Consider the following 21681-nt stretch of genomic DNA (forward strand, 5'->3'; position numbering starts at 1 on the left):
TAGACATATGCTCTTGGGGTGTTGAAGTTTTGCCTGCAAATAGAGATATTATTTGTTCCTATCTTTTTGTAGTAACAAATATAGTCGATAATTTTTCCTGTCAAAGTAAAAAGGCAGGCATGCTCCCTTTTCGACCTTTTCCCCGGCCGTGATCTGTATGAATGGCGAATGCTTGTAGGAAGCGTTGTCCAGAGTGAATTGCTCACAAAAGCGCGCGGCATTCCCTGGCAGGCACTCTCCCGGCTGGCTTGCTTAGGCTTAGGCAAAGCAATGGTTTTTGAAACGGTATTTTCGACCCAATTGTTGCTCCAGTAGGCTGCATGTCGAACACGCTGATTATTGCGATTGCCAAGATCAAGGGAGCACAGACATGTCAATTGAAGTAACGGATACGCTGGTTGTTGGAGCCGGTCAGGCCGGTATTGCCATGAGCGAGCACCTGCGCAACAACGGTGTGCCCCATGTGATATTAGAGAAAGACCGGATCGCAGAGGCGTGGCGCTCAGGGCGATGGGACTCGCTGGTTGCCAATGGCCCGGCCTGGCACGATCGCTTCCCAAGCCTGGAGTTCGCTAACACCGATCCAGAAGCCTTTGCCTCAAAAGACAGGGTAGCTGATTACCTGGTTGATTATGCAACAATGGTCGATGCGCCAATCCGCACGGGTGTCGAAGTGCTTAGCGCCAAGCGACTACCGGATCGGGCGGGTTTTCGCGTGGAGACGACAACTGGTCCAATCGAAGCCAAGAGCATCGTGGCGGCCACAGGGGCCTTCCAACACCCTGTTATCCCACCCGTTGTACCTGAAAAGACGGACATTACCCAACTACACTCGTTCTATTATCGCAACCCTGACCAATTGCCCGACGGCAATGTGTTGGTTGTGGGCGCCGGTTCGTCAGGCGCGCAAATCGCTGACGAATTGCAGCGTGCTGGTCGAAAGGTATATCTGTCAGTCGGCCCGCATGATCGCCCTCCACGCGCCTATCGTGGCCGCGATTTTGTATGGTGGCTGGGTGTACTGGGCCTTTGGGATGTTGCAGCACAAAAACCGGGCACTGAACACGTAACGATCTCAGTCAGTGGTGCCTATGGCGGTCAAACAATGGATTTCCGGCGCCTCGCGAGCGAAGGTATGACACTATTGGGACTGACACAGTCTTACAAAGACGGTGTTCTGACTTTTGCCGAGGACCTGCAGAAGAATATCGCCAACGGGGACGCAAGCTATCTGACGATGCTGGATGCGGCGGATACCTATGTGGAGCGCACTGGTATTGCCCTTCCGCAAGAGCCAGATGCGCGCAACGCCTGGGCAGACCCAGATTGTCTGACGACACCCATTCGTGAACTGGATCTGGTCGGTGAAGGCATCACTACCATCATCTGGGCGACGGGGTTTCGACAGGATTTTAGTTGGATGAACGTCAGCGCTTTTGACGAAGCCGGGCAACCGCAACATCAGCGGGGGGTCTCGTCTGAACCAGGTGTCTATTTCCTCGGCCTGCCATGGCAATCCCGTCGTGGCTCTACCTTTATCTGGGGTGTCTGGCATGACGCAAAGCATGTGGCGGATCAAATTGCCAATCAGCGGAAGTACTTGGCTTACCAAGGACCAAATGATTGACCGCTGATGGCAAAATATCGTTGAACCCGGTTCAGCCGCTTTTCCGCTAGCGTACTCTTCGGTGCATTTTTGCGGCGCAAGTGGCAAGGCAACCTGTATCGATACAGTTCACTTGCTTGCCTGCAGATTAGGCCCTGACTTACCAGCGATGAGAAAAACCGTTCTTTCAAATAATGCGAAGCGCGTGAAACTATAAGGATGAAACACAACCTCATTCACCCTTTGGGGCTGTGCGATTACAGGAGACCAGGATGATACGCACAGGGGATCAGTATCGGGAGTCAATTCGTGGGAGCCGGGAAATTTACATCAACGGTGAGCGCGTCACCGACGTCACCACCCATCCCCAGTTCAAACCCCTGGTCGACCTGCGTGCACGGCTCTACGACGCCCAGTTTGAAGAGAACAGCAAGGACATTTTAACCTATACTGAAAACGGCGAGACATCAGCTATTGGGTATAAGCTGCCCTATAGTCAGACCGATTGGTGGGCCAAGCGCCGCGCAACGGATCATCTGATGACACAAGCCGGTGGAGTGGTGTCACGCATCGGTGACGAGACCGTTGGCGAAATGTGGTCACTGTTTGATGCGGCTGACGTACTGAACAACATTGACCCCCAGTTTGCCAAAAATATCGATGCGCATGTCCGCAATGTGATTAACGGTGATCCTTTTCAGGTCTCAGCAAATACGGATCCAAAAGGGGATCGCTCAAAGCCGCCTCAAGACCAGGACCCCGATATGCTTTTGCATGTGGTTAAAGAAACCGATGCCGGCATTATTGTCCGCGGAGCCAAGTTTGAAACAGCTGCGGCCTATGCCAATCAAGCCTTTACCAAACCAACCATTGCCAATTGGGGTTCCGAGGAAATGTCGGACTACGCCATTGGCTTCATTTGCGATCTGAACGCACCAAACCTGAAATTCATATGTCGCTCGGGCTTTGCAGGCCGGGCGCCGGCCGAGGATTACCCGCTGGCCAACAAGTTTGATGAAATCGACGCCCTGGTCATTTTTGATGACGTGCTGGTCCCCTGGGAAGACGTATTGTTTTACCGTCAAACCAAGGTAGCAAAATTCATGCGAGCCTCGTTACATCGGTACACCGCTTTTGCTTTTGTTCAGCGTATATTGAAGTACACCGACATGTTGATTGGCGCGGCGCTGTTCAACGTCCGGCAGACGGGTCTGGACAAATTGCAGGGGGTTCAAGACAAACTGTCGGCCTTGGCGTGTTATCGCGAAGGGATAAATGCACATCTGACTGCGTCGATTGCATTGGCTGAGAAATCCCCAGCCGGACTGATGATGCCGAACCAGTCGTTAATGTATGCCGGACGTGTCACGGCCTGCTCCAAACTACCTGAAATGGTGCACATCGCCCGTGAACTGTGTGGTGGTCAGATATGTGTGACCCCTGATGCGGCGACTTTTCGCAACCCGGAAACCAAACCATGGCTTGATAAATACTATTCAATTAACAAGGAATGGCTGGCTGAAGATCGCCGGAGGCTATTGGCCTTTGCACGTGATCTTCTGAACTCGGATTACGCAGGGCACCACCTGTCGTTTCAGACATTCGCGCAATCGCCAAACTTTGCCCAACTTGCGACGATTTATCAAAATTTCAACTGGGACGGACCGCTGGCCTTCGTCAAACAGGCCGCAGGTCTATCTGATACTGTTATGGGCGAGCACTCCATGACGCCCAAAAATTCAGCCGCCTCCAGCTGGTTTTCGCCCGACTTTGCATCTCATACAGCGGAAACCTCCATGGGGTGACACCGCATCAGAAATTCGCGGTCAACACCGACACAGATAGGGTAGTCCTGTCGTTTGACTGCGCCCAATTATGCTATCATGCCAACCCGACGGAGACAAAAATGGCCCACACCCGCATTCGAAAGTTCAACACGTCCGAAACCTATCCCGAACAAAACTTGGACAATGATCTATGTCAGGCAGTTGTTACGCAGGGCGGTAAGACCGTCTACCTGCGCGGTCAATGCCCGCAAAATCTGGACGACGCAGTGAATATTGCAAGCCACGATCCCGTAGAGCAAACCCACAAAGTCATGCAGAATATTCGCCAGTTGATCGAAGAGGCAGGCGGAGACATGCAGCATCTGGTCAAGGTGGTGGTCTACATAACCGATGTGCGGCACCGCGAGGCAGTCTATCGCACCATGGGCGAATACATCAAAGGCGTTTACCCCTGCTCCACAGGTCTGGTCGTACAGGCATTGGCCCGCCCAGATTGGCTGGTTGAAATCGACGGCACAGCCGTAATTCCGGATTGAAGACATGACATTTTCCCTCGTCGCCCGCTGTGCTGAAACAGGTATGTTCGGCATCGCCATTACCTCCTCTTCCCCGGCCGTCGCCGCCCGGTGCTCGTTTGCCCGTGCAGGCGTTGGGGCGGTGGCTTCGCAAAATGTCACGGACCCGTCTCTGGGCCCACTTGCCCTTGACCTGATGCAAAGCGGACAATCCGCGGCAGAGGCCCTGAACGGTGTGATTGCCCGTGGCAAGTTCACGGAATACCGGCAAGTGCTGATGGTCGACGCCCTGGGCAATACCGCTATCCATTCCGGCCCAAATTCATTGGGAATTTGGACGCAAGCGCAGGGGCTAGATGTTGCCTCCGGTGGCAACCTATTGGCCAACGAAGGTATACCTCAGGCCATTGTGGACGGATTTACGGAATCAACCGGTCATCTGGGTGACAGACTGATTGCAGCAATGCAGGCTGGACTGGCAGCGGGTGGCGAGGCCGGGCCAATCCATTCGGCCGGTATGAAGATCGTCGACGGGGTAAGTTGGCCGGTGGCCGATCTGCGGTGTGACTGGACCAATGAATGTCCCATCGAAAACATTGCCACAGCCTGGGATATCTACAAGCCGCAACTAGATGCCTACGTCCAGCGCGCGCTCGACCCGCGTGAGGCACCGTCCTATGGCGTGCCCGGCGATCAGTGAAGACAGGAGACAAAACGTGCTCAACTACAAATACCAAGACTGGAAAACGCGCGCCGGGCAACTGACCTTTCGGGGGCAAGCCTTCATTGATGGTAAGTTCACCGACGCGATTTCAGGCCGGACCTTTAACAGCATCAACCCGGCGACAGGCCAGGTATTAAGCGCCGTTGCCGAATGTGATGCAGCAGATGTGGATCTGGCTGTCGCGGCTGGGCGGCGCGCCTTTGAGGATGGTCGATGGTCGCGTATGGCGCCAGGGGATCGCAAGGCGGTGCTGCTGAAACTGGCGGATCTGATCCGTGCCAATCTAGAAGAAATGGCCTTGCTGGACAGTCTAGACATGGGCAAACTGATCACTGACGCTGTCACCATAGACGCGCCCGGAAGTGCCCATTTCTTTCAATGGTACGCCGAATGTATCGACAAGATATATGACGAGGTTGCGCCCACGGGTCCCGGAGATCTGGCGCTGATATCGCGGGTGCCGCTTGGCGTTGTCGGGGCGGTGACGCCGTGGAACTTCCCACTCGATATGGCAACCTGGAAGGCCGCTGCGGCACTGGCTGCTGGCAACTCGGTTGTTCTGAAACCAGCCGAGCAATCGCCCTTGTCAGCCCTGCGCCTTGCGGAACTGGCTGCCGAAGCCGGCGTTCCCGATGGTGTGTTCAATGTGGTGCCTGGCTTTGGCGTCACGGCTGGCCAGGCACTGGGCCTGCATATGGATGTCGACTGCCTGACCTTCACCGGGTCGACTGCAATCGGCAAAATGTTCATGCAATATTCCGGCCAGTCCAACCTGAAACAAATCTGGCCCGAAACCGGAGGCAAAAGCCCAAATCTGATCTTTGCGGATTGCGAGGACTTGGACACAGCGGCCGACATGGCGGCTTTTGGCATCTTCTTCAATCAGGGCGAAGTGTGTTCGGCAAATTCACGGCTTTATGTAGAACGTTCAATCAAGGATGCTTTTGTTGAAAAAATGATCGCACGGGCTGAAGCGATGCAACCTGGTGACCCACTAGATCCCGCTTCAAAAATGGGGGCCATTGTCGATGAGAAACAAACCCAAGGCATCATGCGATTTGTCCAAGAGGGCAAGGCCAGCGCCAACCTTGTCACCGGCGGTGACCGCGTGACCGTAAATGGCAAAGGGTGCTTCATACAGCCTACAATCTTTGATGACGTGAACCACGATAACCCGCTGGCCCGCGACGAGATTTTCGGCCCGGTTTTGTCAATCATTCCATTTGACAGTGAAGCTGAGGCCGTATCAATGGCAAACGACAGCATATATGGTTTGGCCGCATCCGTTTGGACTAACAATCTAAGCCGGGCCTGCCGCGTGTCCGAAAAGCTGCATGTGGGAACCGTATCGGTGAATACGGTTGATGCACTTTCAGCGCAGACTCCGTTTGGCGGCATGAAGCAATCCGGGTTTGGGCGCGATTTATCCCTGCACTCTCTTGAAAAGTATACCGCTTTGAAGACGACTTGGATAAAGTACAAAACATAATGGGCCGCGACGAACCACGGAGACGTAATGCTGAGATACACTCTCAGACAACTGGAATATTTTGTTGCTGTCGGCGAAGCCGGTAGCATTGCCCTGGCGTCTGAAAAGGTCAATGTGTCGTCGCCGTCGATCTCGGCGGCGATCAATCAGCTTGAAAAAGAATTCGGATTGCCGCTTTTTGTGCGACAGCACGCGCAGGGCCTGTCGCTGACACTGGCCGGCAAACGCATGATGAGACAAGCCAAGATCGTGTTGCAGGAAGCCGACAGATTGGTGGATACAGCCGGCGACATATCAGGCTCTATTCGTGGGCCGCTGTCGATTGGATGCCTGGGTACTTTTGCTCAGGTTGTGCTGCCGTCAGTCCGTCGCAGTTATCAAACGAAATATCCCGAGGTTCGCGTTCAGCAGCATGAGCTGAACCAGTCAGAAGTTTTCAGTTACCTCCGCCGGGCTGAGATTGACGTGGCGCTGACCTATGACCTTAACCTGCCGGCCGATCTACAATTCACTTCGTTGTTAGAATTGCCCCCCTATGCCATCGTCAATGAAACTCATCCCTTGGCCCATCTGCCAGCTGTTTCAGTCGACGAACTGAAAAGTTACCCAATGGTTCTGGTCGATTTGCCGTTCAGCTCGGACTATTTTTTGTCGTTCTTTGCGCAAATCGGGGCGACCCCAATTATTGCGGAACGGACCAAGGACATGGCCGTGATGCGCAGCCTGGTCGCAAATGGATTTGGCTATTCAATCGCCAATGTGCGCCCACTGAACGACAGTTCACCCGACGGGAAACCTTTGAAGTATATTCCTCTTGTTGGGGCCGTTCGACCAATGAGGCTTGGACTTTTGATGTCCAACGGTGCCGACTTAACCAGTGTCGTACGGGCCTTTGTCCAACATTGTAGCGAGGAACTTCGCGGCGGATCGGTGCCTGGATTAGGCGGCTAGAACCCTCGATATGATTTGAGATTGTTAGGTTCAACCTAACCATTGCTTTCGCATCCATGTCTTTCAGTTTGTGTGCCACGCAGTATTCTCAAAACAACCCGTTTTCCGAGGAGGCAAAATTGCGCGATCCACGCTACGATATCCTGTTCGAGCCGATGCAGATCGGCCCTGTAACCGCAAAGAACCGATTTTATCAAGTTCCGCATTGTAACGGCGGCGGTTATCGCGATCCATCAGCCGCTGCTGCAATGCGCGGCATCAAGGCCGAAGGCGGCTGGGGTGTCATTTTCACCGAACAGTGCGAGATGCACCACACGTCGGAAATCACCCCTTTCATCGAGTTACGGCTGTGGGAAGACAAAGATATCCCTCAACTGCGCAGGATGTCCGAAAAGATGCAATCACACGGTGGGCTGGCCGGTATCCAGCTGGCCTACTCCGGCATCAACGGGCCGAACCTCTACTCCAAAGAAGTGCCGCTGGCGGTTTCCGCCATGCCAATCCGAACTTTCACCAATGATCCGGTGCAGGCGCGTGCCCTGAGCAAATCCGATATCCGGGATCTGCGCCGCTGGTTTGTCAACGCTGCAAAACGCTCCAAAGAGGCCGGTTTCGACCTGATCAATCTGTATGGCGCGCATGGGTTTGGCATTTTCCAGCACTTTCTAAGTCGCGCCACGAACCAGCGCACAGATGAATATGGTGGCAGCCTGGAGAACCGTTCCCGTTTTGCTAACGAAGTCATCGGGGATATTCGGGACGCGGTTGGCGACACAATGGGCATCGCATTGCGGGTCAGCCTGGACGAGACCATTGGCGAGCTGGGGTTTTCCAACGCCGAAGTGCGCGATTTTGTCGAAATGAACCGGAACCTGCCAGACATTTGGGATCTGGCGCAGGGCACCTGGGAAGATTGCTCTGGGCCATCGCGGTTCACAGGCGAAGCCGCCCAGCAGGCGCTGGTCAAAGGCATTCACGAACTAACGGACAAACCGATTGTGGGTGTCGGCCGCTTCACCTCTCCTGATACGATGGTTAAACAGATCAAGTCCGGAAACCTGGACATGATTGGCTGCGCGAGACCCTCTATTGCAGATCCTTTTCTGCCAAAGAAAATTGAAGAAGGCAGGATAGAGGACATTCGCGAGTGTATCGGTTGCAATATATGCATCACCGGCGACATGACCATGTCCATCAGCCGTTGCACCCAGAATCCAACGTTCATGGAAGAATGGCGCAAGGGCTGGCATCCAGAAAAGATGAACGACAAAGGCGACAGCTCTAACGTATTGGTCGTGGGCTCTGGTCCTGCCGGGTTAGAGGCCGCGCGGGCACTGTCGGAACGTGGCTATGATGTCGCCATTGCCGAAGCGACAACCGAATTGGGTGGCCGCGTGGCGCGTGAGCGTTTGTTACCTGGTCTAAGTGCCTGGGGGCGTGTGTTAGAATACCGCGAATACCAGATCAGCCAGAAACCAAATGTGGACACCTATTTCGACAGTGAATTGGATGCGGAAAGCATCCTGGAGTTCGGGTTCGAAAACATCTGCATTGCAACCGGATCAAAGTGGCGCCGCGATGGCGTGAGCCGACAACACGTGGTGCCGTTTGCCATGGACGCGTCAATGCCCATCTATACGCCTGATGATATTATGGCGGGTACATTGCCCACGGGCAAAGTGGTGATCTATGATGACGACCACTACTATATGGGTGGCGTTCTGGCTGAACTCTTACGCGAAAAAGGCTGCGACGTTACCATTATCACCCCGTCAGCTTATTTGTCTGATTGGACCAATAACACGTTGGAACAACACGCCATCCACAAGAAACTCGCTGAAATGGGCGTTGAGATCGTGCTGAACCGTGGTGTCACTGAAATCGGCAAAGGCCACGTTGTGTCCAACTGTGTCTATACGGAAATGACAACCGAGTTCGGCTGTGACGCAGTCGTCATGGTGGCGTCCCGTCTGGAAACCAACTCGGTCTATAACCAGTTGAAGGCCCGCGAGACAGAATGGGCCGATGCCGGGATCAAAACAGTGCAAATCATCGGCGATGCCAATGCTCCGGGACCAATCGCCTGGGCAACTTATGCAGGTCATCGCTACGCGCGTGAACTGGACGGCGAAGACATCGGTGATGCGCTGCCGTTCCGACGCGAAATCACTGAACTGGCCGCGGAATAAGCCCATGAACACGTTAGAAATTCTGACACCGCTGATCGGGTTTAACTCGGTCAGCGCGCGTTCCAACCTCGACCTCATCGCGTTTATCGAGGGCTTCTTGCGTGAGCGGGGTTTTCGGTTGACCCGTTTTGATGACCCCACGTCCCAAAAGGCTGGGCTGTTTGCTGAAATCGGCCCGGCCGAAGGTGGAATTCTTTTATCAGGCCATACCGATGTCGTCCCGGTAGACGGGCAAGACTGGACTCGCGATCCGTTTCATATGTCGCGTGACAACGGTCGCGTTTATGGCCGCGGCACTACTGACATGAAAGGCTATCTGGCCTGCATGCTCCGTGCTGCTGATCAGGCCAGCAAACGCGAATTGACCGAACCGCTTAAACTGGTGTTCTCCTATGACGAGGAAATCGGCTGTGTCGGAATCCAACAGATGGCAGCACAACTGGCACCGCATTTGGGTGACCCTCGCGCCTGTTTTGTGGGTGAGCCAACGGAAATGAAAGTGGCCATCGGGCATAAGGGCAAGGCGGCGATCAAAGCGACCTGCATCGGGCAGAACGGCCATTCGGCCCTTGCTCCGAATTTCGTCAATGCCCTGCATCTGGCCACCGATTTCATTGCCGAGTTGCGTGGAATTCAAGCTTGGCTCGCCGCAGACGGCGCGCGCGACACAGCCTATGACATCAGCTGTAGCACCGTTCACGTAGGCACACTATCAGGTGGCACTGCTCTCAATATCGTCCCGGACAAAGCTGAACTGGTCTTTGAATATAGGCACTTGGCCGAGGATTCCCCTGAGTTGATCATGGATACGATTAACGCCGCAGCCCAGCGGATTGCTGGACGATACCAGTTTGATTTTTCGGGGGCTGACATCCTGCTGGAACGATACAACACCTACCCCGGTCTGAGTGTCGCACCGGAGGCAGCTATTGTTGGACTGGCTCAGCGGTTGGCGGGTGGGTCAGAAACAACCAAAGTCGCCTTTGGCACAGAGGCCGGAGTGTTCGCCGGGTTGAGCCTGCCCACTGTCGTGTGTGGCCCCGGTTCGATGGCCGGGCAAGGGCACAAACCAGACGAGTATGTCACCGAGGCTCAACTTGCAGCCTGCGATCAAATGATGGATCGCATTATCGATGACATTTCCAGGTAGATCTCGGATCATATACCCAGTGTCGGGCGGCCTATAGATAGCTTGGTTGATTGGCTGCACAACATCCCAAAAGCCTGCACTAAATCTGGACGGCACTCTGGATCATGGCAGGCCTAATTCTATTGCGATCTGAACAGTTTATTCGCCAGCTCGCCTGGCCTGTAATGAAATTCACAACTTCAACCCATCTGATACCTCAAAAAATCCCGTGCTCAGATCTGTAATTCTGAGCACGGGGCCTTGGTTACTTCTTCAGGTTTGTCCAGATTTTGTCGTACACCGCCTGCGTCTGCTCATCGCACACTTCGATAAATACGCCTGCGCCTGCGGATGATGGTGGGTTGGATTCTGGCATCTCAGCCAACGCCGGGTCCAGGTACTCTGCGACGCCGCTTACGCCTGCACCATAGCGGGCATAGTTAGAGACGGCTGCGATATTTTCCGGCTCCAGAAGGAAGTCCATGAACTTGAGCGCGTTGGCCCGGTTCGGTGCATCCTTGAGCAAAACAACATTGTCCATCCAGACCACGTAGCCCTGTGTTGGGAAAGCGTACTCCACATTGGTCCCTTCTTCGCGGACCTTAGCGCTAAAGCCATCGTAGATTTGCCCGACAACGGCATCACCGGATACCAGCACCTCTTTTGCAGTGTCAGAATTGAACGAAGCCCAGTGTCCTTTGGATGCTTGCAGCATGGCGTTTAGGGCCTTCAGCTGTTCCCGGTCAGACGAACACTGCGGGATGCCCATATGCAGCGCGGCCATTGCCATGACTTCGCCCTGACTGTCCAGCATGTTGATCTTGCCTGACAGTTCAGCCGGCGGGTTGAACAGAATATCGGTCGTGTTGATCTCTCCGGAATATACATCCCGGTTCACCGCAAAGCTGGTCGAACCCCACTGATATGGAATCGAATGGGTGCGGCCTTCGTCAAAGTTGGGATTGGCCCACTCCGGCGCGATATTGCCTTTGTTAGCCAGTTCTCCGTCAGCGATGGTATCCAGCAGGCCCTCGTTAGACATAATTTTGACCATATAGTCACCGGGCACCGAAACGTCGTATGTGCCAATTCCGCCGGCTTTAAGCGAGGCAAGCATCGATTCATTGGAATCGAAAGTGTCCATCACCACTTCGATACCGGTCTCGGCAGTGAACTTGTCGACCAGCTCTTGGGGAATATACTCAAACCAGTGGTAAACAACCACTTTGCCATCGGCTAGCGCAGCACTGGCCGACATGGCAATTGTGGATGCTACGGCTGTTGCTTTGAACAGGGTTTTCATAGGAGTCTCCATCTGTTGGGTTACTTCGTTTCGTCTGTCTTACTGACGAAGTATGAGATCGTGACCATCACGATCGACAACGCCAACAGCATCGTCGAAATGGCCATGATATTGGGCTTGATGCCCTGTTTCACCGCGCCAAAGATCGCCGTTGGCAGAGTTTCCACCCCGGCGCCCTTGACGAAGTTGGTGATGATGAAATCGTCAAGGCTGACGATAAAGGCGAGCAGATATCCGGAAATGATACCGGGCATCATCAGAGGCAGCAGAATCTTGGTAAAGGCCTGCCGATTGGTGGCATAGAGATCCATTGCCGCCTGCTCGTAAGTGTCCTCGATCCCCTGCATCCGCGCTGAAATCGGGAGGTATGCAAAGGGAATGCAAAAGGCTGTATGCGCCAGAAGGATCGTCAACAGGCCGCGGTCAAACCCGATCGCATTGAAAAAGATCAACGTGGCCACGGCGGTGACAATTTCCGGGACCATTAGCGGCAGTGAAATCAACCCGAAGGAAAGAGTGCGCAGTTTGAATTTTCCACCACGAACCATCCCAGTGGCAGCTAGGGTTGCGATGGTTGTCGCCACAGTGGCAGCCACAATGGCAATCACAAAGCTGTTCCAAGCCGCCAGTTTGAACTTTGCGCTCTCTGGTCCGTTGAAAACATCAATATACCAGCGGAACGAAAGGCCTTCCCAGACGGTAATCGATTTGGATGCATTGAAGCTGTAAATGGTGACCACAATCAGTGGCGCATATAGAACCACCAGACAAAGCAGCGTCATGGCCCGAAAGCCGCGATAGGTTTTGATATCAAACTTTGCGTCTGCCATTGCTCAACCCTCAGCTTTTTCGGATTTGGCCTGGTGCCGGGCAAAGATCATCAAGATGATCAGAACCATGGTCAACAAGACCATTGAGGCCGCCGCGCCAAAGGGCCAATTGCCCGCGTTGCCCTTAAACTGCTCTTCTATCAGCGAGCCGATCATGAAATTCTTGGCGCCACCCAAAAGGTCTGGTGCAAGAAACGAACCAAGTGACGGTACAAAAACCAAGATACATCCTGCGATCACGCCGGGTTTAACCGCCGGCAGCAGAACGCGCCGCAAGGTCTGCGATTTCGTGGCATAAAGGTCCGCTGCGGCCTCACTTAGACCGAAGTTATAACGCTCAACGGCAGCGTAAATCGGCAAGACCATAAACGGCAGGTACGAGTAGAATAATCCAAGCTGCACGGCGAAATTTGTGTTCACGATGTGGATGGGGCTGTCAATAAGACCGGTCCACATCAGAAAATCATTGAGGGGTCCCTGATCGCGCAGCAGGAATTTCATCGAAACTGTGCGGATCAACAGGTTGACCCAATATGGAATGGTAATCAGGAATACCCACATTGGGCGAACTTTTTCCGAACGCGTGGCGATAAAGTATGCGGTTGGGAACCCAATGATCAGGCTCAGAATTGTAGCTGCACCAGCCTGCCATATCGAGCGCCAGAATATGGTGATATAGGTCCACTCAATCTTTGGCGCTTCGTCGCCAAACAACCCACGATCAAAGAAGAACTGATCATAGGCCGCAAAACTGAAGTCCCAGATCACTCCGCCCCTGAACTCTTTTGTCAAGAAAGAGTAAATCAGCATTATTGCCACTGGAACCAAGGACAACACCAAAAGAACAAGCCAGGCTGGCAACAGTAGCCAGGTCCGCGCCTCTTTGTAAGTATCTGTGGTGGCACTGCCGCCACTTGCTGCACCGGCCGCCATCAGTCTACCAGGAGGCGTGCCGCCCCCAGCTCCATGTTGACGAATACCTCGTTGCCGGGTTCAAAAATTCGTTTGTTCCCCCGGTCGGAATTCGAAGTTCTAACAGTGAAATTTGGGCCGTCAGCAAGATCAATGATTGTGGTGATATCGGTGCCTGCAAAGATATTTTCCAACACCTTTCCCTTCAGGCTTTCGCTCTCTGTTGGCTCGTCCGAAATAAACAAGCGTTCAGGGCGAACAGACATATGTACATTCGAGCCAACCCCGACCCCCTCAACCTCGTTGCAAGTCAATTCATGCCCACCGCCCAAATGGCAAATCGCGCGCCCGTTCACGATTTTGTCGACGGAGACATCCAATAGATTGGTTTCCCCAATGAAATCCGCCACAAACATGTTGCGTGGGCGTTCGTAAATATCTCGCGCTTCGCCCAGTTGCTGCAGCTCACCCGCCGACATGACCGCGATACGGTCTGACATTGTCAGAGCTTCTTCCTGATCGTGGGTTACGAAAACAAAGGTAATGCCGGTCTCGCGCTGCAGGTGCTTCAGCTCCATCTGCATCGCTTTGCGAAGTTTCAGGTCCAGTGCAGACAGCGGTTCATCCAGCAACAGCGCTTTGGGCCGTGGGGCCAGCGCACGTGCCAATGCGACACGCTGTTGTTGGCCGCCGGAAAGCTGTGAGGGCTTACGAGAGGCGAATTGTGACAGTTGCACAAGTTCAAGCATCTCGCCGGCCCGTTTGCGTGCATCTGCTTTGGAACTGCCCCGCATCTCAAGGCCAAAACCGATATTGTCGAGGATCGTCATATGCGGAAACAACGCATAGTTTTGGAACACGGTGTTCACCGGTCGCTGGTGAGGCGGCAGGTTCGCGATTTCTTGCCCATAGAGATAGATCTCACCTTCGGTGACACTCTCAAAACCGGCGATCATGCGCAGCAAAGTCGTCTTGCCGCACCCTGACGGGCCCAGCAGTGTAAAAAATTCGTTGTCCTTGATAGATACTGAAATTTGTTTGAGTGCAGTGAAGTCACCATAGCGCTTTACAGCATCACGAACATCGATTGCTACTGATCGTTCTTCAGACAATGGTCACTCCCTCGGCAAAGCCATTTTGCAAGGAAAGTATAGAAAGGGCGCATCGCGAACTTAAGAACCGTATGCCTCAGCGTTCATTAGGTTCAGCCTAACAAGGGCGCACAGATCGTATTGGTAAGAGCGGCGTCGGCCATCCTGACATCACAGTCCGGACTGCCAATCACCGCGTTTTCAGTTTTGCCCCAATCAAATCCACACAATACCCCAATGGGTCTTTAACTGGAATAAGCCTGTGAAGGTCTCCAATTTCTCCTTTCTTATCAGCCACTAGTGCAGTGGTCTCTTCAAGTTGAAACGCTAGTTGAGGTTGGTAAGCTGTGTATCAAAGCGCACCATTGCTTTTTTGGGTATGCGCCCTTCAAAGTAGGTATCCGGCACCTGAGAGACGTCGCCAACGGCTATTGTCATGACCATACCCATATTGAAGTGTGGCTTGCATTTGACCCCGTAAAGGCCTTCGACATCCAGTACGATCTCAATTTCCTCGTTGATCTTTCCGGCGAACCCTTCGACCCCCGCAGGTAACATAGTCGCAATCGTTTCGGCGTTGTGGCCACGATCCGACGCTATAAATCTAACCGTATCGCCAGGTTGAATTCGAAGAAACGCAGGTTCAAACGCCATGCGTCCGGATTCAGCACGATTTACCATCTGAACTTCGTGTAATTCTGCCTGAACTGCCGTTGCTCCAAGCACCAAGGCAGCGACCAGTGATAGCATTTTTCCAGAGATCATTTTGTGTTCCTTATTCCGTGTTTGCACATTTCACGGTGTAGAATATTAAATAGGTATTTACAATACCAGTTTAAAGATTTACATCCACTCATCAAGGATGGTGCAGAAAAGATGATGAAAAATATGAAATCACCAGCGTTAGCCCGGCGTGCCGAAGTGCAACGCCGCGCTCTTACCATGGGATTTGAGCCGGAAGTGATATCCGGGATAGTTCTTGGATTTTACGGCAAGGTGCGTGCCCATCCGGTGTTGGGACCGGTCTTTGATGACAACATCGAGAACTGGGACCTCCATTTGCAAAAATGGAGCGTTTCTGGCGCTCGGTTCTGCTCAACACAGGTGAATATTCTGGCAAACCAGTACAGGCGCATTTGGGTCTGGCAGACATGTCAGGCGATCTGTTCCCCATATGGCTTCGCTTGTTTGATGACACACTGGCCGAGATCAGCCCCAGCCCTGAATTCACTGCGCACTTGCAAAAACGCGCGAATAATATCGCCGCCAGCCTGGCGCGTGGACTGGAAAAACACTATCTCAGAGGCGGTAAAATGATGCGGGTCGTACTTTCGACAACCACTCTCATGTGGGCCGGAATTTGCCTTGGAGGCAATATCATCGCTGCTCCGGCAAAATTTCAGGTCGTGCAACTTACAACCGCCGAGTTGCTGCTGATCGGCAGAGCGCAGTTCGCTTGGCTAGGGTTGGCCGAGTGGGGTTTGTTGGCGATTTTGGTTGCAGGGTATGCCTATGCACAGCGATTGCCCAACATCACCAACCTGATTGCCGTGGTCATATTTTTGCTGCAGCAGCTTTTATTGCAACCGCAATTGCAAATGCGTAGCGACCAAATTGTGGCCGGGGTTCAGGCCCCTGACAGCAGTCTTCATATCATTTTCATCCTTGCCGAACTCCTCAAGTGGGCCTTCCTGACCGCTGGCGGCATACTGTTGTTGTCATCCACTCAGACAGCGCGACGCACCGCAAAAGCAACCCTAAAATTCAATACGAAGGCCGGATAAATGAACAAATTCGACATCACTTCAGAACAGATTCAACTGGTCGTCATCGAGTTTTATTCTCGCATTAGATCGGACCAGGAACTGGGGCCCATCTTCAATGCCGCAATAGGAACAAATGCCGCAGATTGGCGCGCCCATGAAGCCAAAATTGCCAGCTTTTGGCGCAATGCCGCTGGGCTGGATCGTAGTTATTCCGGAAATCCAATGCTGGTTCATGTGAAAAACTCCAAAGTCCAGCCAGAGCTTTTTTCCCGATGGCTTAGGATTTTTCGCGACACAGCGGAAGATATTTTGCCTGACGGCGCCGCTCACGGCCTTGCTGATCTGGCGGACCGTATCGGGCAGAGTTTGGCTATGGGGATTGGGCAGTTTCGGGAAAGGCACGGCAATGCACCTAACTTACGCTCAAGCTGACTATCTAAACATCCCCTTTAAGCTACATTCAAAGTTCACCTTACAGCTAAGGATCTGAAGTGATGACCGAAGACCATGCAGTTTCCTTGCGCAGCAAGGCCAGAATTGTGAACGAAAACCCGGTGGAGAGGATCTCTCTCTGGCTGACGTCTGGCATTGCGGATTTTCAAAAACACTTGCCAGTCGCAATAACGTATGGCGTTGGCCTGGTGGCACTGGGCTGGGGGGCAACCTGGCTTTTATGGCAAGTGGGTCTGAGCTGGATGATGCTACCTGCGATGGCCGGAGCCATGCTGCTGGGCCCCATGGCAACTGTCGGCCTGTACCGACTCAGCCGTCGGCAACAAGGGAAAGGTGGCGACAGTATTGCTGCCCCGGGACAGATCTTTCTGGTGAGCGTTGTTATGATGATCTTGCTTCTATCCTGGATTCGCGCCGCAACATTGCTGTTCGCAATTTTCTTTGGGCTACATCCCTTTCCCGGGTTTCTGGAATCGCTTCAGTCACTGTTCACGACTCCCTCAGGTGTGGCCCTGGTTTTGATAGGCTCTGCCGTAGGAGGTTTATTCGCAGCCCTGGGGTTTGCCATTTCGGTGTTTTCTTTCCCAATGCTTGTGGATCGTGACATCGACGGTTTTTCAGCAATGGGTCTTAGCTTCAACGCCACCACACAGAATTTCCGTCTCATGCTTCTTTGGGCCGCCTGCGTCACTGTCCTGGTGACCATAGGCGTGCTGACCGGCCTTTTGGCCCTCATTCCCCTTTTCCCGATCCTGGGTTTTGCCACATGGCATGCCTATGCGGACCTTTTTCAGGAGAGCACCGATGCCTGACATCTTCCCACCCAACGCCGTGAAATACTCTGAATCGCCAGTGTTCACCCAAGATACCCTCCCTGATGCGCTGCGCCGTGATCATCAGACCAAGGCAAGTGTATGGGGGAGGATCATGGTACACGAGGGGTCTCTGCTCTACTTACGCAAAGGCAAGCCCGCACAGACCGTGACCGCAGCCGAGCCAGCAACGATTTGGCCCGAAGAACCACATAGTGTCACTCCTCAGGGTATCGTCAGCTTTAGGGTCGAGTTCTACCGTATCCCGGATCAGGAGACCGATCGATGACACGCGGAGTTGAACTGATTATATCACTGTTGGTGGTGCTGGTTCTGTTTGTACTTGGGCTCGCTATTCTCGGCTATGGGCGGGATACCGGATATATCCTGCACGGTTGGCTTATTGCCGGGTGTACCGGCTGGGCGGCAATCCATCTTATCACCAAGCTCTCCGATCCTGCCCCGGATATCCCTCTGGAGTACAAGGACGATGTCATTAAATGGGGGGTTCTGGCCTGTTTCACCTGGGGTGTGATTGGGTTCACTGTTGGCGATATTTTGGCATGGCAGCTGGCTATCCCATCGTTGAATGGGGACATGTTCTGGAGCAATTTTGGCCGTATTCGGCCCGTACACACAACGGCCGTAATATTTGGTTTCGCAGGCAATGCCTTAATCGCCACGTCCTTCTATGTGGTGCAACGAACATCACGTGCCAGACTGGCCAGTGAAACGCTGCCCTGGATGGTATTTGGCGGCTATAACCTTTTCGTTCTGCTGGCGGTTACCGGATATCCACTGGGCATCACTCAATCAAAAGAATACGCCGAACCGGAATGGTACGCCGATCTGGTGCTGCTGTTTACCTGGGTCGCCTATCTGTCTCTTTACATGCGTACATTGGCCCGTCGGGCGGAGCCGCATATCTATGTTGCCAACTGGTACTACCTTGGCTTTATCGTGGTGATCGCGATGCTGCACGTCGTCAATAACCTCAGCATACCGGTGTCCATCGCCTATCCCAAAAGCTATGCGCTGTTCGCTGGAGTACAGGATGCGATGACCCAGTGGTGGTATGGCCACAACGCAGTTGGGTTTCTGCTCACCGCTGGTTTTCTTGGTATGATGTACTATTTCTTGCCCAAAGCGGCTGGACGTCCAATCTACAGCTATCGGATGTCGATCCTTGGATTTTGGGGGATCACATTTCTGTACCTCTGGGCCGGATCACACCATTTGCATTACACCGCCCTGCCCGACTGGGTCCAATACTTGGGCATGACAATGTCTATCATCTTGTTGGTTCCCAGCTGGGGGTCGGTCTTCAACGGATTACTGACCCTGAACGGAGCCTGGGACAAGGTCCGCACTGACCCTGCGATCCGGTTTATGATGGTGGCTATCCTCTTCTACGGTCTGTCAACTTTCGAGGGGTCGTTCCTGGCTATCCGTCCGGTCAATACCCTTAGCCATTATACGGACTGGACCGTGGGACATGTCCACGCCGGTGCTTTGGGCTGGGTCGCTTTCATTACGTTTGGAGCCATGTACAAGATGGTGCCCTGGATCTGGAAACGCGATGGAACCTATTCCCTGCGACTAGAGGCATGGCATTTCTGGCTCGCGCTGACGGGTACGCTTATCTACGTCGGAGCCATGTGGAACAGCGGCATCACCCAATCGCTGATGTGGCAGACATATGAGCCCAATGGATCATTCACCTTTGCCTTTATTGACACCGTTGACGCGATGATCCCGTACTACTGGGCGCGCGCGATTGGCGGGCTGCTCTATTTGTTGGGTGCCCTGATCGGATCCTTCAACATCTACATGACCGTAACCGGGGCCCGCACCACAGAGAGTGATGGTGCGGGGCATCCTCTGGCACGGCAGGCGGAGTAATTTCATGGATACCAAACACGCAAAACTGGAGCGCAACGGTATTGCCTTTGCCGCCGCCATTCTCTTTGTGGCCTCGTTGGGGGGGATTTTTGAAATCGCCCCCCTGTTTACCATCGAAAACACTGTGGAAAAGGTCGACGGCATGCGCCCCTATACCCCGCTAGAGCTGGCAGGCCGGGACATCTATGTGCGCGAAGGCTGTTATGCTTGCCATTCCCAGATGATCCGCACCTTAAAGTCAGACGTGGATCGCTATGGCCATTTCAGCCTGGCCGCCGAGTCGATGTATGATCATCCGCACCAATGGGGATCCAAGCGTACAGGCCCGGATCTGGCCCGAATTGGCAACAAATATTCGGACGCCTGGCATGTCGCCCATCTAAAGACCCCCCGCGAGATCGTCGAGGGGTCGGTCATGCCGGGCTATGCCTTCCTATCCGAAACCCGGTTGGATACGGCCCGGCTGCCAGCCTCGTTGACGGCCCTGTCCCGAGCTGGGGTGCCTTATACCAGCGAACAAATCGCCCATGCAGACAGTGATGCCCGCTACCAGGCAGATCGCGATGCTAACTACGAAGACGCATTGATCGATCGATACGGCGAAAAGTTCAAATCCGTGATTTTGACGGGCAGCCAGACAAGGTGACCGAGATGGACGCACTGGTCGCCTATCTGCAAATGCTTGGAACACTGGTCGACTTTGACAACCTGAATGAAGAGGAGATAGCACGATGAACCCCGATACCGTTCATGACAGTGTTCTGGTGTTCTCCAAAACCTGGGGCGCAGCCTATTTGCTGGCTGTTTTTCTGTTGGCTGCCCTATGGATCTACTGGCCCAGCCGGAAAGCCACCTATGATGAGGCCGCCCTAAGTCCGCTGGGCGATGAGGAGATCATCCGATGAAACCAGAACGTGACGCGATCAGTGGCGAACTGACTACCGGCCACGAATGGAATGGCATTAAGGAACTCAATACACCGATGCCCAAGGCCTTTCGCATCTGGCTTTGGGGTTCCATCGCTGTTGCTGTTGTCATGTGGCTGCTCTATCCAACCTGGCCATTTGTGACCGATTATACCCGCGGTCTGCTTGGATACTCCTCGCGTTCGGTGGTGACTGATCAGGTTGCAAGCGGACAAAGACACCGAGTTGAAACATTTGCCCCTTTTGAGACACAAGATGTCACAACACTGGCCCAAGATCCGACACTGCGACCGCAATATGAGGCCTCAATCGGGGTACTATATCGTGACAACTGCATGGTCTGCCATGGGCGAGATTTGCTGGGTCAAAACGGTTTTCCAAATCTGACAGATGGCCATTGGCTTTGGTCGGGGCTTCCGGACGAGATCGAATACACCCTGCAGGTCGGCATCAACGCAGACCACGAAGACACCCGTTATGCTGAAATGCCCGCCTTTGGGCGCGACGAGATGCTGGAGAAGGCGGACATAGCGGATGTCGTCGATTATGTTCTGGCCATTTCGGGCGCAGAACATAATCCGGATGCGGTGGCGCGGGGCGGTGAACTGTTCGCCGAAAATTGCTCGGGATGCCACAACGACGACGGGATCGGTGACCTGGAAAGTGGCGCGCCCAGCCTGGTGGACGCGGCCTGGATTTATGGCGGCACCCGACAAGATATCCTGAAAACAGTAAATGATGGCCGGGCGGGCGTTATGCCGTCTTGGTCTGATCGCTTGACCGAAGCCGAAATTCGGATGCTAACGTTGTATGTTTTGTGGGCAGGACAAGGGGATGACTGATCCAGAGCGGGAAAAACGGTCTCAGCGCATATTCTACGCGCTGATCCTGAGTCTGATTTTAGGTTACGCCGCCGCTAAATACCATCATATCTCACTGGCCCTGGATGCATATCAAGGCCAACCGCTGCCCGTTGACACCACCCGGGCCGCAAAGTGATCAAAGCATTCACGCCGGGCAACCGAACATCAAAGGTTGGGAATTTCTGCCACCTATGGGGCACACTTGAGCTCAACACATTTTGTCGGGAATGATCGAAAAGAATTGGATCGGCCGGTACTTTGGTTTCGCCGATCCAATGGTGAAATCCACCAAATTTCCTACGAAGAAAAGCAGCGTGATAAACCAGACGTCTTTCTACAATAATTGAAGGCGCTTGACCTCCCGGTTTCTTTAATCTCTGGCGATGAGAGAGCAGGAACAGGGAAAACACGTTCTGATGATCGGTGATGAGGT

At 53.6% G+C, this 21681-nt stretch carries 21 protein-coding genes and 1 pseudogene; 17 read left to right on the top strand and 5 right to left on the bottom strand.

Annotation, left to right across the window (positions count from 1 at the left end):
• Positions 1 to 370: 370 nt before the first annotated feature.
• The 8 genes from EBB79_RS22630 (at position 371) to argE (ending at position 10411) form a co-directional block, all read left to right on the top strand.
• Positions 371 to 1627 carry a flavin-containing monooxygenase gene (locus tag EBB79_RS22630; protein ID WP_127751310.1) on the top strand — a complete coding sequence of 419 codons (1257 nt, stop codon included), beginning with the start codon at positions 371 to 373 and terminating at the stop codon, positions 1625 to 1627.
• Between the two features lie 251 nt (positions 1628 to 1878).
• Positions 1879 to 3411 (top strand): 4-hydroxyphenylacetate 3-hydroxylase family protein, encoded by a 1533-nt coding sequence (locus EBB79_RS22635; RefSeq protein ID WP_127751311.1) that lies wholly within the window; start codon positions 1879 to 1881, stop codon positions 3409 to 3411.
• A 101-nt stretch (positions 3412 to 3512) separates the two neighbouring features.
• Complete coding sequence (locus tag EBB79_RS22640; protein ID WP_127751312.1) at positions 3513 to 3929, top strand: RidA family protein; 417 nt, start codon at positions 3513 to 3515, stop codon at positions 3927 to 3929.
• A gap of 4 nt (positions 3930 to 3933) precedes the next feature.
• Positions 3934 to 4608 (top strand): DUF1028 domain-containing protein, encoded by a 675-nt coding sequence (locus EBB79_RS22645; RefSeq protein ID WP_127751313.1) that lies wholly within the window; start codon positions 3934 to 3936, stop codon positions 4606 to 4608.
• A complete protein-coding gene (locus EBB79_RS22650; RefSeq protein ID WP_420850423.1) occupies positions 4586 to 6121 on the top strand; it encodes an aldehyde dehydrogenase in 1536 nt (511 codons plus the stop codon). The genes EBB79_RS22645 and EBB79_RS22650 overlap by 23 nt, the downstream gene beginning before the upstream one ends.
• Positions 6122 to 6148: 27 nt before the next feature.
• Entirely contained in the window at positions 6149 to 7072 is a 924-nt protein-coding gene (locus EBB79_RS22655; protein WP_127751315.1) for a LysR family transcriptional regulator, read from the top strand.
• Positions 7073 to 7191: 119 nt separating this feature from the next.
• A complete protein-coding gene (locus EBB79_RS22660; RefSeq protein WP_127751316.1) occupies positions 7192 to 9261 on the top strand; it encodes an oxidoreductase in 2070 nt (689 codons plus the stop codon).
• Positions 9262 to 9265: 4 nt separating this feature from the next.
• On the top strand, positions 9266 to 10411 hold the full coding sequence (gene argE, locus EBB79_RS22665) for an acetylornithine deacetylase (protein WP_127751317.1): 1146 nt from the start codon (positions 9266 to 9268) through the stop codon (positions 10409 to 10411).
• A gap of 244 nt (positions 10412 to 10655) precedes the next feature.
• Here argE and EBB79_RS22670 read toward each other — a convergent pair whose 3' ends face one another.
• From EBB79_RS22670 to EBB79_RS22690, 5 genes are all read right to left on the bottom strand, one after another.
• Complete coding sequence (locus tag EBB79_RS22670; protein WP_127751318.1) at positions 10656 to 11693, bottom strand: extracellular solute-binding protein; 1038 nt, start codon at positions 11691 to 11693, stop codon at positions 10656 to 10658.
• A gap of 20 nt (positions 11694 to 11713) precedes the next feature.
• Positions 11714 to 12523, bottom strand: a complete 810-nt coding sequence (locus EBB79_RS22675) for an ABC transporter permease (protein WP_127751319.1) — start codon at positions 12521 to 12523, stop codon at positions 11714 to 11716.
• Positions 12524 to 12526: 3 nt separating this feature from the next.
• A complete protein-coding gene (locus tag EBB79_RS22680; protein WP_127751320.1) occupies positions 12527 to 13456 on the bottom strand; it encodes an ABC transporter permease in 930 nt (309 codons plus the stop codon).
• Positions 13456 to 14547 carry an ABC transporter ATP-binding protein gene (locus EBB79_RS22685; protein ID WP_127751321.1) on the bottom strand — a complete coding sequence of 364 codons (1092 nt, stop codon included), beginning with the start codon at positions 14545 to 14547 and terminating at the stop codon, positions 13456 to 13458. The genes EBB79_RS22680 and EBB79_RS22685 overlap by 1 nt, the downstream gene beginning before the upstream one ends.
• A gap of 306 nt (positions 14548 to 14853) precedes the next feature.
• Entirely contained in the window at positions 14854 to 15291 is a 438-nt protein-coding gene (locus EBB79_RS22690) for a pseudoazurin (RefSeq protein WP_238705147.1), read from the bottom strand.
• A gap of 302 nt (positions 15292 to 15593) precedes the next feature.
• Between EBB79_RS22690 and EBB79_RS22695 the strand changes: the two genes are divergently transcribed.
• From EBB79_RS22695 to EBB79_RS24610, 9 genes and pseudogenes are all read left to right on the top strand, one after another.
• Complete coding sequence (locus EBB79_RS22695; RefSeq protein ID WP_127751322.1) at positions 15594 to 16310, top strand: group III truncated hemoglobin; 717 nt, start codon at positions 15594 to 15596, stop codon at positions 16308 to 16310.
• Positions 16311 to 16724, top strand: coding sequence for a group III truncated hemoglobin (locus tag EBB79_RS25095; RefSeq protein WP_127751323.1), 414 nt, complete (start codon positions 16311 to 16313; stop codon positions 16722 to 16724).
• A gap of 62 nt (positions 16725 to 16786) precedes the next feature.
• Complete coding sequence (locus EBB79_RS22705; RefSeq protein ID WP_127751324.1) at positions 16787 to 17557, top strand: DUF2189 domain-containing protein; 771 nt, start codon at positions 16787 to 16789, stop codon at positions 17555 to 17557.
• Positions 17550 to 17846 carry a TehB family protein gene (locus EBB79_RS22710; RefSeq protein ID WP_127751325.1) on the top strand — a complete coding sequence of 99 codons (297 nt, stop codon included), beginning with the start codon at positions 17550 to 17552 and terminating at the stop codon, positions 17844 to 17846. The genes EBB79_RS22705 and EBB79_RS22710 overlap by 8 nt, the downstream gene beginning before the upstream one ends.
• The gene (gene ccoN / locus EBB79_RS22715; protein ID WP_127751326.1) at positions 17843 to 19459 is read left to right on the top strand and encodes a cytochrome-c oxidase, cbb3-type subunit I; all 1617 of its coding nucleotides are present in this window, start codon (positions 17843 to 17845) and stop codon (positions 19457 to 19459) included. Before EBB79_RS22710 ends, ccoN begins: the two co-directional genes overlap by 4 nt.
• Before the next feature lie 4 nt (positions 19460 to 19463).
• Positions 19464 to 20194 (top strand): annotated as a pseudogene (gene ccoO / locus EBB79_RS22720) (cytochrome-c oxidase, cbb3-type subunit II).
• On the top strand, positions 20191 to 20364 hold the full coding sequence (locus EBB79_RS22725) for a CcoQ/FixQ family Cbb3-type cytochrome c oxidase assembly chaperone (protein WP_127751327.1): 174 nt from the start codon (positions 20191 to 20193) through the stop codon (positions 20362 to 20364). Before ccoO ends, EBB79_RS22725 begins: the two are co-directional and overlap by 4 nt.
• A complete protein-coding gene (gene ccoP / locus EBB79_RS22730; RefSeq protein WP_127751328.1) occupies positions 20361 to 21227 on the top strand; it encodes a cytochrome-c oxidase, cbb3-type subunit III in 867 nt (288 codons plus the stop codon). Before EBB79_RS22725 ends, ccoP begins: the two co-directional genes overlap by 4 nt.
• Positions 21220 to 21384, top strand: a complete 165-nt coding sequence (locus EBB79_RS24610; protein ID WP_164860903.1) for a hypothetical protein — start codon at positions 21220 to 21222, stop codon at positions 21382 to 21384. Before ccoP ends, EBB79_RS24610 begins: the two co-directional genes overlap by 8 nt.
• Positions 21385 to 21681: the final 297 nt, after the last annotated feature.

Origin of the sequence: Parasedimentitalea marina, assembly GCF_004006175.1 — a bacterium.
Lineage (GTDB): Bacteria > Pseudomonadota > Alphaproteobacteria > Rhodobacterales > Rhodobacteraceae > Parasedimentitalea > Parasedimentitalea marina.

Coding starts and splice junctions, on each gene's coding strand:
- EBB79_RS22710 (WP_127751325.1), top strand. CDS start 17,550: ATGCCTGACATCTTCCCACCCAACGCCGTGAAATACTCTGAATCGCCA.
- EBB79_RS22690 (WP_238705147.1), bottom strand. CDS start 15,291: ATGATCTCTGGAAAAATGCTATCACTGGTCGCTGCCTTGGTGCTTGGA.
- EBB79_RS24610 (WP_164860903.1), top strand. CDS start 21,220: ATGACTGATCCAGAGCGGGAAAAACGGTCTCAGCGCATATTCTACGCG.
- ccoN (WP_127751326.1), top strand. CDS start 17,843: ATGACACGCGGAGTTGAACTGATTATATCACTGTTGGTGGTGCTGGTT.
- argE (WP_127751317.1), top strand. CDS start 9,266: ATGAACACGTTAGAAATTCTGACACCGCTGATCGGGTTTAACTCGGTC.
- EBB79_RS22680 (WP_127751320.1), bottom strand. CDS start 13,456: ATGGCGGCCGGTGCAGCAAGTGGCGGCAGTGCCACCACAGATACTTAC.
- EBB79_RS22635 (WP_127751311.1), top strand. CDS start 1,879: ATGATACGCACAGGGGATCAGTATCGGGAGTCAATTCGTGGGAGCCGG.
- EBB79_RS22705 (WP_127751324.1), top strand. CDS start 16,787: ATGACCGAAGACCATGCAGTTTCCTTGCGCAGCAAGGCCAGAATTGTG.
- EBB79_RS22640 (WP_127751312.1), top strand. CDS start 3,513: ATGGCCCACACCCGCATTCGAAAGTTCAACACGTCCGAAACCTATCCC.
- EBB79_RS22630 (WP_127751310.1), top strand. CDS start 371: ATGTCAATTGAAGTAACGGATACGCTGGTTGTTGGAGCCGGTCAGGCC.
- EBB79_RS25095 (WP_127751323.1), top strand. CDS start 16,311: ATGAACAAATTCGACATCACTTCAGAACAGATTCAACTGGTCGTCATC.
- EBB79_RS22645 (WP_127751313.1), top strand. CDS start 3,934: ATGACATTTTCCCTCGTCGCCCGCTGTGCTGAAACAGGTATGTTCGGC.
- EBB79_RS22725 (WP_127751327.1), top strand. CDS start 20,191: ATGAACCCCGATACCGTTCATGACAGTGTTCTGGTGTTCTCCAAAACC.
- ccoP (WP_127751328.1), top strand. CDS start 20,361: ATGAAACCAGAACGTGACGCGATCAGTGGCGAACTGACTACCGGCCAC.
- EBB79_RS22650 (WP_420850423.1), top strand. CDS start 4,586: ATGGCGTGCCCGGCGATCAGTGAAGACAGGAGACAAAACGTGCTCAAC.
- EBB79_RS22670 (WP_127751318.1), bottom strand. CDS start 11,693: ATGAAAACCCTGTTCAAAGCAACAGCCGTAGCATCCACAATTGCCATG.
- EBB79_RS22695 (WP_127751322.1), top strand. CDS start 15,594: ATGGAGCGTTTCTGGCGCTCGGTTCTGCTCAACACAGGTGAATATTCT.
- EBB79_RS22675 (WP_127751319.1), bottom strand. CDS start 12,523: ATGGCAGACGCAAAGTTTGATATCAAAACCTATCGCGGCTTTCGGGCC.
- EBB79_RS22655 (WP_127751315.1), top strand. CDS start 6,149: ATGCTGAGATACACTCTCAGACAACTGGAATATTTTGTTGCTGTCGGC.